This window comes from Sphingobium sp. LF-16 (assembly GCF_003711185.1).
Taxonomy (GTDB): domain Bacteria; phylum Pseudomonadota; class Alphaproteobacteria; order Sphingomonadales; family Sphingomonadaceae; genus Sphingobium; species Sphingobium yanoikuyae_A.
On sequence record NZ_CP029335.1, the window covers coordinates 184,703 to 201,089 of the forward strand.

17 protein-coding genes are annotated in these 16,387 nt (G+C 65.4%); 7 read left to right on the top strand and 10 right to left on the bottom strand.

Features of this window, described 5'->3' with window-relative positions:
- Window positions 1-93: 93 nt before the first annotated feature.
- The 7 genes from DIZ22_RS00910 to DIZ22_RS00940 all read right to left on the bottom strand — a co-directional run bounded on the left by DIZ22_RS00910 (window position 94) and on the right by DIZ22_RS00940 (window position 7,320).
- The gene (locus DIZ22_RS00910) at window positions 94-348 is read right to left on the bottom strand and encodes an ATP synthase F1 subunit epsilon (protein ID WP_048938594.1); all 255 of its coding nucleotides are present in this window, start codon (window positions 346-348) and stop codon (window positions 94-96) included.
- Window positions 349-501: 153 nt separating this feature from the next.
- Entirely contained in the window at window positions 502-1,947 is a 1,446-nt protein-coding gene (atpD, locus tag DIZ22_RS00915) for a F0F1 ATP synthase subunit beta (protein WP_004210765.1), read from the bottom strand.
- A gap of 24 nt (window positions 1,948-1,971) precedes the next feature.
- Window positions 1,972-2,856 (bottom strand): F0F1 ATP synthase subunit gamma, encoded by an 885-nt coding sequence (locus DIZ22_RS00920; protein WP_004210766.1) that lies wholly within the window; start codon window positions 2,854-2,856, stop codon window positions 1,972-1,974.
- Window positions 2,857-2,859: 3 nt separating this feature from the next.
- The gene (locus DIZ22_RS00925; protein ID WP_037511450.1) at window positions 2,860-3,450 is read right to left on the bottom strand and encodes a LysE family translocator; all 591 of its coding nucleotides are present in this window, start codon (window positions 3,448-3,450) and stop codon (window positions 2,860-2,862) included.
- 42 nt (window positions 3,451-3,492) lie between these two features.
- The gene (atpA, locus tag DIZ22_RS00930; protein WP_004210768.1) at window positions 3,493-5,022 is read right to left on the bottom strand and encodes a F0F1 ATP synthase subunit alpha; all 1,530 of its coding nucleotides are present in this window, start codon (window positions 5,020-5,022) and stop codon (window positions 3,493-3,495) included.
- Between the two features lie 2 nt (window positions 5,023-5,024).
- The gene (locus DIZ22_RS00935) at window positions 5,025-5,579 is read right to left on the bottom strand and encodes a F0F1 ATP synthase subunit delta (protein WP_004210769.1); all 555 of its coding nucleotides are present in this window, start codon (window positions 5,577-5,579) and stop codon (window positions 5,025-5,027) included.
- Window positions 5,580-5,760: 181 nt separating this feature from the next.
- Window positions 5,761-7,320 (bottom strand): serine protease, encoded by a 1,560-nt coding sequence (locus tag DIZ22_RS00940; RefSeq protein WP_048938597.1) that lies wholly within the window; start codon window positions 7,318-7,320, stop codon window positions 5,761-5,763.
- Between the two features lie 125 nt (window positions 7,321-7,445).
- Between DIZ22_RS00940 and ada the strand changes: the two genes are divergently transcribed.
- The 4 genes from ada to DIZ22_RS00960 all read left to right on the top strand — a co-directional run bounded on the left by ada (window position 7,446) and on the right by DIZ22_RS00960 (window position 10,895).
- Complete coding sequence (gene ada / locus DIZ22_RS00945) at window positions 7,446-8,534, top strand: bifunctional DNA-binding transcriptional regulator/O6-methylguanine-DNA methyltransferase Ada (RefSeq protein WP_048938598.1); 1,089 nt, start codon at window positions 7,446-7,448, stop codon at window positions 8,532-8,534.
- An 86-nt stretch (window positions 8,535-8,620) separates the two neighbouring features.
- On the top strand, window positions 8,621-9,166 hold the full coding sequence (locus DIZ22_RS00950; protein WP_234415643.1) for a YfiR family protein: 546 nt from the start codon (window positions 8,621-8,623) through the stop codon (window positions 9,164-9,166).
- A gap of 2 nt (window positions 9,167-9,168) precedes the next feature.
- Window positions 9,169-10,389 carry a diguanylate cyclase gene (locus tag DIZ22_RS00955; RefSeq protein ID WP_122927857.1) on the top strand — a complete coding sequence of 407 codons (1,221 nt, stop codon included), beginning with the start codon at window positions 9,169-9,171 and terminating at the stop codon, window positions 10,387-10,389.
- A gap of 14 nt (window positions 10,390-10,403) precedes the next feature.
- A complete protein-coding gene (locus DIZ22_RS00960) occupies window positions 10,404-10,895 on the top strand; it encodes an OmpA family protein (RefSeq protein ID WP_048938615.1) in 492 nt (163 codons plus the stop codon).
- Here the strand turns inward: DIZ22_RS00960 and DIZ22_RS00965 are convergent.
- The 3 genes from DIZ22_RS00965 to DIZ22_RS00975 are packed head-to-tail and all read right to left on the bottom strand — an operon-like array spanning window position 10,892 to window position 13,913.
- Window positions 10,892-11,068: a DUF1289 domain-containing protein gene (locus tag DIZ22_RS00965; protein WP_048938600.1), complete on the bottom strand. Its 177-nt coding sequence runs from the start codon at window positions 11,066-11,068 to the stop codon at window positions 10,892-10,894. The genes DIZ22_RS00960 and DIZ22_RS00965 overlap by 4 nt on opposite strands.
- Window positions 11,068-13,236: a primosomal protein N' gene (locus DIZ22_RS00970; RefSeq protein ID WP_048938601.1), complete on the bottom strand. Its 2,169-nt coding sequence runs from the start codon at window positions 13,234-13,236 to the stop codon at window positions 11,068-11,070. The genes DIZ22_RS00965 and DIZ22_RS00970 overlap by 1 nt, the downstream gene beginning before the upstream one ends.
- A 38-nt stretch (window positions 13,237-13,274) precedes the next feature.
- Complete coding sequence (locus tag DIZ22_RS00975; RefSeq protein ID WP_240626789.1) at window positions 13,275-13,913, bottom strand: DUF2490 domain-containing protein; 639 nt, start codon at window positions 13,911-13,913, stop codon at window positions 13,275-13,277.
- Between the two features lie 141 nt (window positions 13,914-14,054).
- Between DIZ22_RS00975 and fsa the strand changes: the two genes are divergently transcribed.
- The 3 genes from fsa to DIZ22_RS00990 all read left to right on the top strand — a co-directional run bounded on the left by fsa (window position 14,055) and on the right by DIZ22_RS00990 (window position 16,387).
- A complete protein-coding gene (gene fsa / locus DIZ22_RS00980; protein ID WP_004210778.1) occupies window positions 14,055-14,708 on the top strand; it encodes a fructose-6-phosphate aldolase in 654 nt (217 codons plus the stop codon).
- 86 nt (window positions 14,709-14,794) lie between these two features.
- Complete coding sequence (locus tag DIZ22_RS00985) at window positions 14,795-15,121, top strand: antibiotic biosynthesis monooxygenase (RefSeq protein WP_010338587.1); 327 nt, start codon at window positions 14,795-14,797, stop codon at window positions 15,119-15,121.
- 69 nt (window positions 15,122-15,190) lie between these two features.
- Complete coding sequence (locus tag DIZ22_RS00990; protein WP_234415641.1) at window positions 15,191-16,387, top strand: GGDEF domain-containing protein; 1,197 nt, start codon at window positions 15,191-15,193, stop codon at window positions 16,385-16,387.

Genomic DNA, 16,387 nt, shown 5'->3' on the forward strand with positions numbered 1-16,387 from the left:
GCGCAAAGCGCGCCCCTTGGTCCGTTCGTCTGGCATGAATGCGGCAGGTTGGAAAGAGCCTGGCTCCCCCATCGGCCTGCGCGCCAGGAAGCCTCAGCCCGCCTTTTCGGCGAGAACCGTCAGGCCCTTTTCATTGACCTCGGCAAAGCCGCCCTGGACCGGGATGATTTCCGGCGCGGCGCCAGCCGATGCGAAGATCTGGATCGCGCCATCGCGCACGGTCGACATGAAGGGCGCATGGCCCTCCAGCACGCCGAAGTCGCCATCGGTGCCGGGAACGACGACCTGATAGACCTCTTCCGAGCGGACGAGCTTTTCAGGAGTCACGAGTTCGAAATGCAGTGCCATTCTAAAATCTCCCCCCTCCCTTCCAGGGAGGGGCCGGGGGTGGGTGCCATCGCGATGCGATGGCCTGCGCCCTAGCCGAGAGACAGGAAGCGCGCTTCGCTCGCTACCCACCCCTCAATCCCCTCCCTTGGAAGGGAGGGGAGGGTTTGTTGCTTAGGCTGCTTCGGCAGCCAGCTTCTTCGCCTTTTCGATGGCTTCGTCGATGCCGCCGACCATGTAGAAGGCGTTCTCGGGCAGATGGTCATATTCACCATCGACCACGGCCTTGAACGACTTCACCGTGTCTTCGATCTGGACGAACTTGCCCGAGATGCCGGTGAAGACTTCGGCGACGTGGAACGGCTGCGACAGGAACTTCTGGATCTTGCGCGCGCGGGCAACGGTGATCTTGTCCTCTTCCGACAGCTCGTCCATGCCCAGGATCGCGATGATGTCCTGCAGCGACTTGTACTTCTGCAGGATCGACTGGACGGCACGGGCGGTGTCGTAATGTTCCTGGCCGACGACGCGGGGCTCCAGAACGCGGCTGGTCGAGTCCAGCGGATCGACCGCCGGATAGATGCCCAGTTCCGAAATGGCGCGGTTGAGAACGGTGGTGGCGTCAAGATGCGCGAACGAGGTCGCCGGCGCCGGGTCGGTCAAGTCGTCCGCGGGGACGTAGACGGCCTGCACCGAGGTGATCGAGCCCTTGTTGGTCGAGGTGATGCGTTCCTGCAGCTGACCCATGTCGGTCGCCAGGGTCGGCTGATAGCCCACGGCCGAAGGAATACGGCCGAGCAGAGCCGACACTTCCGCGCCCGCCTGGGTGAAGCGGAAGATGTTGTCGACGAAGAACAGCACGTCCTGGTTCTCGACGTCGCGGAAATATTCGGCGATCGTCAGGCCCGACAGGGCGACGCGGGCACGGGCGCCCGGCGGTTCGTTCATCTGGCCATAAACCAGGGCCACCTTCGAACCTTCGCTGATCGCGTTGCCGTCGGCATCCTTGGCGATGACGTTGGCGTCGAGGAATTCATGGTACAGATCGTTACCTTCACGGGTGCGTTCACCCACGCCCGCGAAGACCGAGGTGCCGCCATGGCCCTTGGCGATGTTGTTGATCAGTTCCTGGATGAGAACGGTCTTGCCCACGCCGGCGCCGCCGAACAGGCCGATCTTGCCGCCCTTGGCATAGGGGGCCAGAAGGTCGATGACCTTGATGCCGGTGACCAGGATCGAGGCGTCGGTCGACTGGTCGACGAACTCGGGTGCCTTGGCATGGATCGGCGAACGCAGTTCGGTGGCGACCGGGCCGCGCTCGTCAATCGGCTCGCCGACGACGTTCAGGATGCGGCCGAGGGTAGCCGGGCCGACCGGAACCGAGATCTGCGCGCCGGTGTCGGTGACTTCCTGGCCGCGGGTCAGACCGTCGGTCGAGTCCATCGCGATGGTGCGGACGGTGTTCTCACCCAGATGCTGGGCGACTTCCAGCACCAGGCGCTGGCCGTTGTTGCTGGTTTCCAGCGCCGAAAGGATCGCCGGAAGCGCATCGGGGAAGGTCACGTCGACGACGGCGCCGATGACCTGCGAGATGCGGCCTACATTGTTGGTGGTTGCCATGACTATGTCCTTGCCTGCTTGTCCTTAGAGGGCTTCGGCGCCCGAGATGATTTCGACGAGTTCGGTGGTGATCGCGGCCTGGCGGCTGCGGTTATACTGGATCGTCAGCTTGTTGATGAGGTCGCCGGCATTGCGGGTCGCATTGTCCATCGCGGTCATCGACGCACCCTGTTCGGACGCGTTGTTTTCCAGCAGCGCCTTGAAGAGCTGCACCGTGACGTTGCGCGGCAGCAGGTCGTCGAGGATCGCTTCCTCGCTCGGCTCATATTCCACCGTGGCGGCGATCGCGTTGCGGTCGGCGTCGGCGGGGATCTTCACCGGGATGATCTGCTGTTCGGTCGGGATCTGCGCGAGCGCCGACTTGAAGCGCGAATAGAAGAGATGGGCGACGTCGAACTTGCCGTCGAGGAACATCTGGCTGAGTTCCTGCGCCACCGCCTGGGCCTGGGCAAAGCCCGGCTCCTTGGCACCGGTGGTGTCGTAATTGGCGACGATCTTGCCCGGATAGGTGCGGTTGATGACCGGACGACCCTTGCGGCCGATCAGGTAGAACAGCACCTTCTTGCCATCCAGCTCCAGCGCGCGGGCCTTGGCCAGCGCGGCCTTAACGATATTGGCGTTGAACGCGCCGGCAAGGCCGCGATCGCTATTGGCGACGACCAGCAGATGGACTTCGTCCTTGCCAGTGCCGGCGAGCAGCGGCGAAGCGCCTTCGCCCGAGCCACCGGCGATCTTGGTCGCCAGGCTCGCGACGACCGCTTCCAGTCGCTCGCTATAGGGGCGGGCAGCTTCGGCAGCGGCCTGCGCCTTGCGCAGTTTGGCCGCGGCGACCATCTGCTTCGCCTTGGTGATCTTCTGGGTCGACTTCACCGACCCGATGCGCAGCTTCAGTTCCTTGAGGCTAGCCATAGTTCAAATATTCCGAGCAAGGGCCAAACGGCCCGCGAGACCAAAGAAACCGACGCCCATGGCGCCTTCGAACCAGCGCATCGCGCTGCTCTGCCCCACTTTGCGGCCCGCCTTGGTGGCGAGCAGCGCGAGCAGGGCGCACCACAGGAAGCCCAGCCCATAGACGATCGCGATCAGCAGCATGCCCTGCCACGGCGCATCCGGGCCAGTGCCCACGAACTGCGGCAGCGCGGCGAGGAAGAAGATCGCGACCTTGGGGTTCAGCACGGTGCTGACCAGGCCTTGAGCGAAGGGCGATCCGCCGATCCGGACCTTGGGCGTTTCGCTTGCCGGCGCCGGCTTGATCGCGCCGCGCAGCAGGCCAAAGCCCATCCAGGCCAGATAGAGGGCACCGGCGATCTTAACGCCCAAGAACAGCCCCGGCACCGCATTCAGCACGCTGAGGAAGCCGAAGCCGCACAACAGCATGTAGAACAGGCCGCCGAGCTGTATGCCGCCGATCGCCGCCATTCCCGCCTTGAACCCGCGGCGCGCCGCGTGGCCGGCCACCAACATGGTGTCCGGCCCCGGCAGCAGCACCAGACCGATCGACATCACGGTCCAGGCAAGAAGGGAATGGGCGGTCAGCACAGCGTCTTAAGCGAAGGTCTTGCCGAACGAGTCCAGCGCAGCCTTCAGCTTGCCCTTGGCGTCGTCGCCCAGATCCTTGCTGTCGCGGATCGCGGTCAGCACTTCGGGGTGGTCGTGACGCAGATAGGCGAGCATCAGCTCTTCATAACGGGTCACGTCCTTGACCGGGATGCCGTCCAGATAGCCGTTGGTGCCGGCGAAGATCGACGCGGTCTGCTCTTCGAACGGCAGCGGCGAGAACTGGCCCTGCTTCAGCAGTTCGGTCAGGCGCGCGCCGCGGTTCAGCAGCTTCTGGGTCGAGGCGTCGAGGTCCGAACCGAACTGGGCGAAGGCCGCCATTTCGCGATACTGGGCCAGCTCCAACTTGATCGAGCCCGAAACCTTCTTCATCGCCTTGGTCTGCGCGGCCGAGCCGACGCGCGACACCGACAGGCCGACGTTGATGGCCGGACGGATGCCCTGGTAGAAGAGGTTGGTTTCGAGGAAGATCTGGCCGTCGGTGATCGAGATCACGTTGGTCGGAATATAGGCCGACACGTCGCCTGCCTGGGTCTCGATGATCGGCAGCGCGGTCAGCGAGCCATTGCCATTGGCGTCGTTCATCTTCGCAGCGCGTTCCAGCAGGCGGCTGTGCAGATAGAAGACGTCGCCCGGATAGGCTTCACGGCCCGGAGGACGACGCAGCAGCAGCGACATCTGACGATAGGCGACGGCCTGCTTGGACAGATCGTCATACACGATCACGGCGTGCATGCCGTTGTCGCGGAAGAATTCGCCCATGGTGACGCCGGTATAGGGCGCCAGATACTGGAGCGGAGCGGGCTCCGAAGCGGTCGCGGCGACGACGATCGAATATTCCATCGCGCCATTTTCTTCGAGCTGCTTGACGATCTGCGCGACGGTCGAACGCTTCTGGCCGACGGCGACGTAGATGCAGTAGAGCTTCTTGCTTTCGTCGTCGCCCGCGTTGATGCCCTTCTGGTTGATGAAGGTATCGATCGCGACGGCGGTCTTGCCGGTCTGGCGGTCACCGATGATCAGTTCGCGCTGGCCACGGCCGACGGGGACGAGGGCGTCGATCGCCTTCAGGCCGGTCTGCACGGGCTCGTGCACCGACTTGCGGGGGATGATGCCCGGCGCCTTGACTTCGACGCGCTTGCGCTCGGTATATTCGATCGGACCCTTGCCATCGATCGGGTTGCCGAGGCCGTCGACGACGCGGCCCAGCAGACCCTTGCCGACGGGAACGTCGACGATGGTGCCGGTGCGCTTGACGGTGTCGCCTTCCTTGATCTCGGCGTCCGAGCCGAAGATCACGATGCCGACATTGTCGGCTTCGAGGTTGAGTGCCATGCCCTGAACGCCATTGGCGAACTCGACCATTTCGCCCGCCTGGACGTTGTCGAGGCCATGGACGCGGGCGATGCCGTCACCCACGGTCAGAACGGAACCGACTTCGCTGACCTGCGCTTCGGTGCCGAAATTGGCGATCTGGTCCTTGATGACCTTCGAAATTTCTGCGGCGTTGATATCCATGTTCAGCCTTTCATCGCCAGGGCGAGACTATTCAAACGGGTGCGGATGGAGGAATCGATCATCTGGCTGCCGATCTTGACGACCAGCCCACCCAGGATCGCGGGATCGACCTTGGCCTCGACGGCGACGTCGCGGCCGACACGCGCCTTGAGGCCCTTGGCCAGCGCGGTCAGTTGAGTCTTGGTGAGCGGATGCGCGCTCGTCACTTCGGCGCGGGCCTCGCCCTTGTGATTCGACAGCAGCGTCTCATAGGCGCGGATGACCGCGGGAAGCTGCGAGAGGCGACGGTTCTGGGCGAGTACGCCCAGGAAATTCGTCGTCAGCGGATCGATCGACATGGCGGATGCAACCGCCGCGATCGTCTTACCCGCTGCGTCGCGGCTGAGAACGGGACTGTTGATCAGGCCCTTGAAATCAGACGATTCTGCGATCGCCGCCTTGATTGCCGCGAGGCTCGCTGCGACGGTGTCGAGCGTCTTGCCGTCGCGGGCCAGATCGAACAGCGCCACCGCATAGCGGCCGCTGAGGCTGGCCTGAATACCGCCGGTAGTCTCCACGCGCTTACCGTCCTCCAACTTGATTTGCCGGTCATGCAAAAAGAGGGGGAGCAGTAATAACCGTCCCCTGTTGTCGGGCCGGTTAGCAGTGCCAATATGACTATGCAAGTCATGTGACACGATTCCATCGCATCGACGAAATCAAGCCAATTTGACTGAGTTTTTCGGGAAAACGGACAGGCTAGGGAGCGGGGTCTGCGGGGGCAAGCCGTCCTTTTTGGCAATGATAGACCAGCCGCTCGTTCGGCTGGGGCGGCAGCAGCGCGGCGAGGTCCGACTGGAGCGTCGCAATCCGGGTCAACATAGTGGAATCGCTGCTGCATCCCTTGATCGGGCCATCCTTCAGCAGGGCGCGGGCCTTGTCCATCGTATCGCCGTCGGGCAGCCAGCGCTGGACCCGCAACAGGCCGGTGGCCGGGTCGAATTCGCTGCGGCTGACATAATTGCCCTCGTCGGGCACATGGGCACGCTGCCAGGTCGTGCCGGTCGCCTGATACTGCGTGTCGCCGTTGACGCAGCCGCCCTCGGTCCAGTTCAGGCCGACATCATTGGGCTGCGACACGGTCAGCCGGCTGCGGTTGAGGTCGATCCGGCAGATATTGTCGCCGGCCCAGGCAAAGGCCTTGTTGCTGACCACGCTCTGGTCCTCGGGCAGCTTCACCCGCTCGTCGATGCTGGCAAAGCTGGGCTTGAAGACGAACAGGCCAAGCGCGCCCATCAGCAGGATGCCGCCACCGGCGATGAACCAGGTGGCACGCTTTTCGCGGCCCTGGCTGTAGAAGAGACCGCCAGCCCCCAGGCCCAGCACGGCGAGGGCCAGCAGCACGGCGGCGCCCGCCATCGCATTTTCGCGGCCGGAAATAACATCGCGCTCGGCGGTGTCGCGGGCCTGCTGCAGCGCCTGCTCGCGCTTGTCGGCGGCGGCGCGGTCATTCTGTTCGGTCAACTGCGATTCGCGCTGGGTGATCGAGGCTTCGGCCGCGTCGGCTTCGGCCATGGTGCGGCAGGCGACGACGGTGTGGAGCGAGGACACGCCGGCCTGGCGCAGGAAGGAGGCGACTTCGCGCCAGGATACGGCAAAGCCGAATTCGGCATCATTGCCGTCCGAGATCGAGCCGAAGCTGTTGACGCCCAGCACCCGGCCGCAATCATCGACCAGCGGGCCGCCGCTGTTGCCTGCGGCAAGCGGGGCGGTGTGCAGGATGGTGTCGAAGCTCTGGCTGGAGCGGCCGGACGAGATGCTGCCGCTGGTCTTCACCGTGCCGAGCGGTTCGACCAGTTGCTTGAGGCTGAGGCCCTGGGCGCGATCGACGGTACCGGGATAGCCGATGGCGGTGACATGCTGGCCGTCATCGACCGCCCCGGCATAGAAGGTGGCAACCGGCAGGCTGCCTTCCTCCAGCTGGATCAGGGCCAGGTCATTGCCCGGCGAATAGGCGATGATCCGCCCGCCATAGCTTTTCTTGCCCTCCGACGGGATCACGCCGATGACGAGATCCTTCTCCTCGCGCGCCAGTTCGACGACATGGGCGTTGGTCAGCACCTTGTCCGGGGCGATCGCGATGCCGCTGCCATGGCCCACGAAATAGGCGTCCGCGCCATTGGTCGCGACCAGGGCGACGCGCACCACGCTGCGCGCAGCGGCGGTGATATCCTGCTGTTCGGCCCGTGCGGGGCTGAGCAGGACGAGGGACGCGACAAGCGCGGCGATCGGGCGAAGGCGACGGAAAAGGGCGACCATAGGAGGCGCATACATATGCGAAGGCCCGCTTTAGGCAATCGGGAAAAAGCGGATGCGACGGGCCGTGTGCTTTTGACCGCAAGCGACGGGAAGCCTCGCCAAGCCGTCTGGATTACCCCATATCCATGAACCAGATGACACGCCCCGAACCCGTCCCTGCCGCCATGCCCGATGCCGCAGCCTGCTGGACCGCCTTTCTGGCGCGCGATCGCCGACAGGATGGCTGCTTCGTGGGCGCGGTGCTGACCACCGGCATCTATTGCAAGCCCAGCTGCCCGGCCCGGCACCCGAAGCGGGAGAATATGATCTTCCTGCCTGATGGTGCGGCGGCCCGTGCGGCGGGCTTCCGTGCCTGCCTGCGTTGCCGGCCGGATGAGGTGGGGCGCGACCAGCAGGCGGTGGAAGCGGCGATCCGCCTGATCCGCACCGCCGAAACGCCGCCCCGGCTGGAGGAGATGGCCGACCATGTCGGCTATGCGCCGCATCATTTCCATCGCTTGTTCAAACGGATCACCGGCCTGACCCCGGCGGCCTATGCCCGCGATCTGCGCACCGAGCGGCTGAAGGCGGCACTGGCGACGCCCGGCAGCGTGACCGATGCGATCTATGAGGCCGGCTATAACGCGCCGAGCCGCGCCTATGCCGATGCCGAACGGCATCTGGGCATGACGCCGAGCGCCTGGCGCGAGGGCGGGCGCGGTGTCGATATCCGCCATGTCGTGATCGGGACGAGCCTGGGCGCGCTGCTGGTTGCGGCGACCGAGCGCGGCCTGTGCCGCATCGCCTTCGATGAAGGGGAGGCGGACCTGCGCCGCCGATATCCCAACGCGACTCTGTTGCCCTCGGACGCAGCGCTGGATCGCTGGGCGCGTGTCGTGGCTGCACTGGTGGATGATCCGGGGGCGGGGGCCGACCTGCCAACCGATGTCGGCGGCACCGCCTTTCAGCAGGCGGTCTGGGCCGCCTTGCGGGCGATCCCGGCGGGCGAGACGCGCAGCTATGGCGAGATCGCCGCGGCGATCGGCCGGCCGGGCGCGGTGCGCGCGGCAGGGACGGCCTGCGGCGACAATGGCCTGGCAATATTGGTGCCGTGTCATCGTGTGCTGCGCAGCGACGGAAGCCTGGGCGGTTACGCCTATGGCGTCGATCGCAAGCGGAACCTGCTGGAGCGGGAGCGACGTGCAAAGATGACAGCGAAGGCGACAGGTGAGTGATCCTTTCTCGATCCGCTTGCGTCACAATATTCTCGTAATTTAACTTTTGATTAACTATAGGCTCGCGCCTTCTTCGATGGGGGCGGGTGGGCTTGCGTAGTCTGTTGTTCTGGCTGTTGCTGATGACGCCGACCATGACAGTGGCCTTGCCGCTGGCGCGGCCGGTGGCGATGCCGATCGGCCCCGGCCCCGACCGGATGGCGGCCGGCGTGGCGCGCATGGTCGGATCCATCCTGGAATTTACCCGCTGGCCAACCGCGCGGCCGGTCGTGCGCATGTGTATGGCGGGTGTCGTCGCCCATGGCGACCAATTGGATGAGATCAGCCTGACGAACGGGGCGCGGATCGCCACGGTGGCGCTGGCCGCCGACGAGGCCGCGCCGGCCGCGCGGTGCGATGCGCTTTATCTCGGAAGCCTGGACGCGGTGGTGCGCCAGCGGCTGATCGCGGCAGTGCGCGGCAATCCGGTGGTGACCATCGCGGAGGATGATCGCGACTGTGCGGGCGGGGCAATGTTCTGCCTGTTGTTCGCGCCGCAGACCCTGTCCTTCCAGCTCAACATCGATGCGGTATCCCGATCCACGGTGCGGATCGATCCGCGCGTGCTGCGCGTGGCGAAGGGGGGCTATTGACCATGGCCGAACCAAGTTCGACCGCAATGCCGACCTTGCGTCAGTTGCTGGCGCGGGCGCATCTGCGCCTGATCCTGTTCGCCGTGCTGATGGCGGGCCTGACGCTGACGGTGACAGGTGTCACCGTCATTCGCGGCTATGCCGCCCGGAACCTGACGCTGATCGCCCAGACCGTCGCCTATACGGTCGAGCCGGCTCTGGTGTTCGATGATGTCGATGCGGCACGACAGGGGATCGCCACGGTGGCGGCATCTGAAAGCGTGCGATCGGTCGAGTTGCATGATCGTCACGGACGGTTGATCGCGGCCTGGAACCGGCCCGATCGCGGCATGGCCGGCAACCTGTCCCGGATCGTGGACGCGCTGTTCTGGCCCAGCCCGGTGCGGGTGCCGGTCCATCATGGGCCGGTCGTCGTGGCCGAAGTGCAGGTGTTCGGCGATGCCGGCGGGCTGGGGCGCTATATCCTGTCCGGGGTCGCCACTGCGCTCGCCTGCCTTGGTCTGACCATCGTCGCGACCCAGTTGCTGGCGCGGCGGTTGCAGCGCGACGTGACGGGACCGCTGGCCCATATTGCACAAGTCGCCCATGCAGTTCGCACTGACCGCCAGTTCGATCGGCGCGTGCCGGTCGCCGGCATTCATGAGGTCGATCAGTTCGCGCGCGATTTCAATGCGCTGCTGGATGAACTGGACGAATGGCACACCGGCATTTTGAACGAGAATCGTATCCTGGAGCGCCAGGCGACGCGCGATCCGCTGACCGGCCTAGGCAATCGTGCGATGTTCGAGCGAGAGCTGGCGGCGACCATGGCGCAGGCCGATGAAGGCGATACGTCCTTCGCGGTCATTTATGTCGATGTGAACCGGTTCAAGCAGGTCAATGACAGCCATGGCCATGATGCCGGCGACGTCATGCTGATCGTCATCGCGGCGCGGCTGCGCATGGCTTTGCGGCCGGGCGACATGGCCTTCCGTCTGGGTGGCGACGAATTTGCGCTGATCCTGGCGGCCGGGGCGACCCGAGCCGAAGCCGATCAGATGTCGGCCCAGATCGGGGCCGGCATGACCCAGCCGATCATGTTGCCGAGCGGCGTCAGCATCCGATCCTCGCTGAGCATCGGCAGCGCTCTCTATCCACAGGACAGTGTCGATCCGCGCGCACTGCTGCGCCATGCCGACGCGGCCATGTATGCGGCCAAGGCGCGGAGCGACGGCCGGAATTGATGATGAGGAACAATATGCGAAAGCTTCTTTCCCTCCTGGCGCTGACTTTGCTGGCAGCCTGTCAGACGGTGCAGCCGAGTGATGGCTTCACCGAAGCACAGAAGACGGTGCTGCGTGCCAATGGCTTTCAGCCGGTCGGCAGCAACTGGGAATTCGGCATGGCCGACCGGCTGTTGTTCTCGACCGACCAGAGCGTGCTGATCCCGGCGCAGCGCGATGTGATCAGCCGGATCGCGAGCGCGCTGGTCGCCGTCGAAGTGCGCGGCGCCAAGGTGGAGGGGCATACGGACAATACCGGCACGGCCGCCTATAATGAGCAATTGTCGCAGAAGCGGGCGCAGGCCGTTGCCGACGCGCTGGCGGCGGGCGGCATGGCACCGGCGGCTCTGCATCCGGTGGGCATGGGGTTGCGGGTGCCGGTGGCGAGCAATGATAGCGAGGTCGGCCGTCAGGAAAACCGCCGCGTGGTCATCATCGTCGCACCAGGCGATGCGATGCCGCTTTAACGGCGGATCGGCTCGAAATCCTTCACCCGCGCCATGACGGCGGTGCGCTGGGCATCGGTCATGCTGCGCCAATGGACGATTTCGTCGAGGGTGCGGCCGCAGCCGGTGCAGCCCTTGCGCTCGGCATCGAGCGAACAGAGATTGCGACAGGGGCTCTCGATCGGCGCGGCCATCACATGAAGCTGTAGGGATCGACGTCCACTGCGACGCGGGTGGTCGATTTCCACACCAGATTCCCCAGCCATTCGCGGATCACCGACTGGATGTCGACCTGGCGCGTGGCGTGGATCAGCAGCCGGTGGCGATGCCGGCCGCGCAGCACGGAAAGGGGGGCAGGGGCGGGGCCATAGACCCGCATGCCCTCCACCTGCGGCGCCGACTTGCCGATCAGCCGGGCGGTCTGTGCAGCTTCGTCGCTGTCCTCGCTGGAGATGATGATCGCGGCGAAGCGGCCGAAGGGCGGGGCATTGGCGCGGCGGCGATTTTCGGTCTCGATCAGATAGAAGCGCTCGCTGTCGCCGGCGATCAGCGCCTGGATCACTTCGGCATCGGGCATGCGGGTCTGGATGAAGACATGGCCCGGCTTTTCGCCGCGCCCGGCGCGTCCGGCGACCTGCATGATCTGCTGGAAGGTGCGTTCGGATGCGCGCAGATCACCGCCCTCCAGCCCCAGGTCCGCGTCGATCACGCCGACCAGCGTCAGGTTGGGGAAATGATAGCCCTTGGTGATGAGCTGGGTGCCGACGATGATGTCGATGTCGCCGGCCTCCACCGACTTGACGAAATCGGCAGCGCGGGCGGGCGAATGCAGGGTGTCGGACGTGGCGATGGCCACCCGCGCCTGTGGCCACAGCGCCTTCACCTCGTCGGCGATGCGCTCGACGCCGGGGCCGCAGGCGACCAGGCTGTCCTCTTCCTTGCACTCGGGGCAGAAGCGCGGCGCCGGGATGACATGGCCGCAATGATGGCAGGCGAGCCGCTTGGTCAGCCGATGCTCGACCATCCAGCTGGTGCAATTGGGGCATTGGAAGCGATAGCCGCAATGGCGGCACAGCGTCAGCGGCGCATATCCGCGCCGGTTGAGGAAGAGCAGGCTCTGCTCGCCCTTGGCCAGCACTTCCTCCATCGCCACCACCAGCGGCGGGGCGATCCAGCGACCGCGCTCGGGCGGATCGGTCAGTAGGTTGATGCCCTCGATATCGGGCATCTGTGCGCCGCCGAAACGGGCCGGCAGCTTGATCTCGCGATAGCGGCCGAGATCGACCTGATGCCGTGTCTCGATTGCCGGCGTGGCGGAGGCCAGAACGACCGGGAAATGTTCGATGAGGCCCCGTATCACGGCGACGTCGCGGGCGTGATAATGGACGCCTTCCTCCTGCTTGAAGCTCGCCTCATGCGCTTCGTCGACGACGATCAGGCCCAGATTGGGGTAGGGCAGGAACAGGGCGGATCGGGCACCGACGACGACGCGGGCCTCGCCCGCCGCGATCGCGCGCCAGGCGCGCCGGCGCTCGCTCTGGCGCAGGCCACTATGCCAGTTGACCGGGACCGTGCCGAAGCGTTTCTCGAACCGCTCCAGAAAGGGTTCGGTCAGGGCGATTTCGGGCAGCAGCACCAAGGTTTGCTTGCCGGCGCGGATGGCTGCGGCGATCGCCTCGAAATAGACCTCGGTCTTGCCCGATCCGGTGACGCCGTCGAGCAGGAAGGGGGCGAATTCATGGGCACGCACTGCGTCCGCCATGTCGGTCGCGGCCGCCATCTGCTGATCGGACAGGGCCGGCGGCGCGTGGGCCGGGTCGGGCTCGGGGAAGGGGGTGTCGACGCTGACCTCGATCGGCTCGAACGCGCCGGCCTTCACCAGGCCGCGGATCACCGTATCGCTGACCCCGCCGATCATCGCCAGTTCGCGCACCAGCCCCTGCCGGTCGCCGATCCGCTCCATCGCCTGGGTTCGCTGTTCGGTCATGCGATCGGGAAGCTGGCCGGTGGCACGATATTCGATGACGGTGCGCGTTCCCTCCAGCGCCGACATCGACGCCAGCGCCATGCGCAGCACGGCGGCCGGCGGGGCGAGATAATAGTCGGCGGTCCATTCGATCAGCCGGCGCAGCGTTTCGGGCAGCGGCGGCGCGTCAAGCACTTCCAGCAGGTTGCGCAGACGGTTGTCGCCGACCGTCTCGACATCCGGGAAGGATTCCTCGTCCCAGACCACGCCGACCAGCTGGCGCGGGCCCAGCGGGGCGACCACGATGCTGCCCGGCCTGGCCGTCATGCCATGGGGGATGCGATAGTCGAGCGGGCCGAGGGCGGCATTGAGCAGGAGGACACGGGCGCGGGCCATGGAGCGTCCTTAACCGCTCTTGCCGTTCTGGCAAATCGTCAGAGCCGCCAGGCGATCGCCAGCCAGGGGACATGGACGACCTCGTCGGGTCGGTTATCGGGGAAACTATGCTGGCGCATATAGCTGAGTTGGATGCCGAGCCGCGGCGTCAGCACATGGCGCAGGCCGATCAGCTGCCGCGTGGTGACAAGTTCGCTGTCCTGGACCGCGCTTGGCTTGTGCAGTTCGAAGAAAAATTCGGCGGAGGTCAGGAGGAACCATTTGCGCTGCTTTTCCAGCGGGATGTCGATCTGGATACGTTCGCGCAGGCGCCAGGCCGGGCGCGCGGCGCTGTCGATGTAGCGCTGTTCCAGCCGGGTGCGGCTCTGCAGCACGCCCAAGTCGATGATCAGTTGCTGGTGGAAGCGCATTTCCTTCTGCCTTCGGCTGGTAACGAAGGCGAAGCCGCCGCCCAGTTGCACGCCGTCGGCAATCCGATGGTCCAGGGTGATCCGTTGCAGCAGTTGGTCATCGGCCGGCCGCAGGCGATAGCTTGTTTCGATGCCGATGCGATCATTGTCGTCAATCTGCGCGACGCCGCCAGCGCTGATCCAGGTCTGCGCCTCCTGATCCGCAGCGCGGGCAGAAAAGGGCAGGACGAGCATGGCGAGGGCGGTCAGGCAAATATATGCGCGCATCGCAAACATCATGGCCGCTCCCCTGTCGCGGAAGAGGTAGAAGGCGGCGGGGGGCAAGGCAATCACCGTTCGCCCCGATGGCCAATCCATCGGCCAGCCGCTAAAGGGAGCCGATTCGCGAATCCTGCCCCGGAGCATCCCATGAAATTCTTCGTCGACACCGCCGACATTGCCGAAATCCGTGACCTGGCCGCCACCGGCCTGCTGGACGGCGTCACCACCAACCCGTCGCTGATCCACAAGTCGGGCCGCAAGTTCCTGGAAGTGATCGAGGAAATCTGTGGCGTCGTCGACGGCCCGGTATCGGCCGAAGTCGTCGCGCTCGACCATGAGACGATGATGAAGGAAGCCGCGGTCCTGCGGAAGATCGCGCCCAATGTCTGCATCAAGGTGCCGCTGACCATCGACGGCCTCAAGACCTGCAAGGCGCTGACCGACGATGGCGTGATGGTGAACGTCACCCTCTGCTTTTCGGCCAACCAGGCGCTGCTCGCGGCCAAGGCCGGCGCCAGCTTCATCTCGCCCTTCGTTGGCCGTCATGATGATAATGGCTTCGACGGCATGCAGCTGATCGAAGACATCCGCCTGATCTACGACAATTACGCGTTCGACACCGAAATCCTGGTCGCGTCGGTCCGTCACCCGATCCACGTGCTCGACAGCGCCAAGATCGGCGCCGATGTGATGACCGCGCCGCCGGCCGTCATCAAGGCACTGTTCAACCATGTGCTGACCGACAAGGGCATTGCCGGCTTCATGTCGGACTGGGCCAAGACCGGCCAGTCGATCCTCTAAGCGACATTGCCGGCGGGCGGGCGATCGGCCTGCCCGCCGGAACTCCTGCCGCCGCCCGGCCATTGTCTCCGCACAAGGAGGTGGCCATGTTCGTCGCGGTCTATTGGTGGCGCGTCCACCCCGGCAAGGAGGAGCAGTTCCGCGCAGCCTGGCGCCGCGGCACCGACCTCATCCGTGAAAAATATGGCAGCTATGGATCGCGCCTGCACCGCGATGCGGACGGGCGGTTCGTGGGCTATGCCGAATGGCCGGACGAGGCGACCTGGCGCGCGGCCTTCGACGCGAAGATGGTCTATGACGACCCGGCAACCCGCGCCGCCTTTGTCGACGCGATCGCCGAAGTGCCGGCGGATGCCGATCCGATCTTTACCATGACGGTCACCGACGACCTGCTGATGCGTGCGACGAGCTGATCCGGGTGGGAACCTTTTGTTCAGCATATTGGGCTAGATAGCACGCTCCTTTCCCCGATGAACCTGTCCATGCCGATCGACGCCGTCACCATGCTGCTCATGACCCAGGCCATCGCCCTTGTTGCGGCGCTGGTGCTGGCTGCCGAATGGCGTCTGGCAAAGGTGCGCTCGCTCGCCTGGTGGAGTGCGGGATTCGCGACCATCGTGGTGGGCAGCGGCATGTCGGTGCTGCGCACGGTGGACAGCTTCCTTCTCTATGTCTGGTTGGCCAATGGCCTGCTGGTGGTGGCGCATCTGTTGTTCGCCAAGGGGGCGGCGGCCTTTGCCGGGCGACGCCTCCCTGGCATCTGGCTCGGCGTGCTGCTGGTCTGGGTGGCGCTGCTGGGCACCGATCCGGCAAATGACCGCACCGCCCTGTTCGGCCTCGTCAATTCGGCGCTGGTCGCGATCCTGTCGCTCAAGGCCGCGTCCCTCCTGCTCTCGCTCCGCCGCACCAGCGAAGTGCGCGATGCGGTGCGGCTGGGGCATATTTTCCTTGGCCATGGCATCTTCTACCTCGCCAAGTCGGGGCTGATCTTCATGCCGGGCCTGTTCGTTAGCCTGGTGGGCTTCAAGGGGCTGCTGATCAAGGCCTCGCTCTATGAGGGCATATTGGTCGAGGTATCGCTGGCGCTGCTGATGCTGGCGGCGGTGCGTCACCGGCGCGAACGGCAGATCACGGCGCTGGCGGAGCGGGATTCGCTGACCGGGGCCTATAATCGCCGCGCGTTCGAGGCGAAGGCGGCCGCCGGGATGGCGCTGGCGCGGCGGGCCGGCCAGCCGGTGGCGCTGCTGCTGTGCGACGTCGATCATTTCAAGGCGGTCAATGACGGCTTCGGCCACGCCACCGGGGACCGCCTGCTGTCGGCGCTGGCCGGGATATTGACGGATTGCGTACCCGCCGATGCACTGGTGGCGCGGCTGGGCGGCGACGAGTTTGCTGTTCTGCTCTTTGGTCTTTCGCCCGAAAATCTGCCGGCGCTCGGTCGCCGCATCTGCCATCGTTTTGCGCAGAGCGGCGGGTTGACGTTGCCGGTCTCGACCAGCATCGGCGCGGCGACCAGCATCACGGGCACGGAGGAGTTGCCGCATCTTTTCGATCGGGCGGACCGCGCGCTCTATGATGCCAAGCGCAAGGGGCGCGATCGCATGTCGGTTGAATCGGGCGTGGACCTGAGCGTCGCGACTCCGCCGCTGCGCCTCGCCAAAGTGGCACGTCGCGCCTGA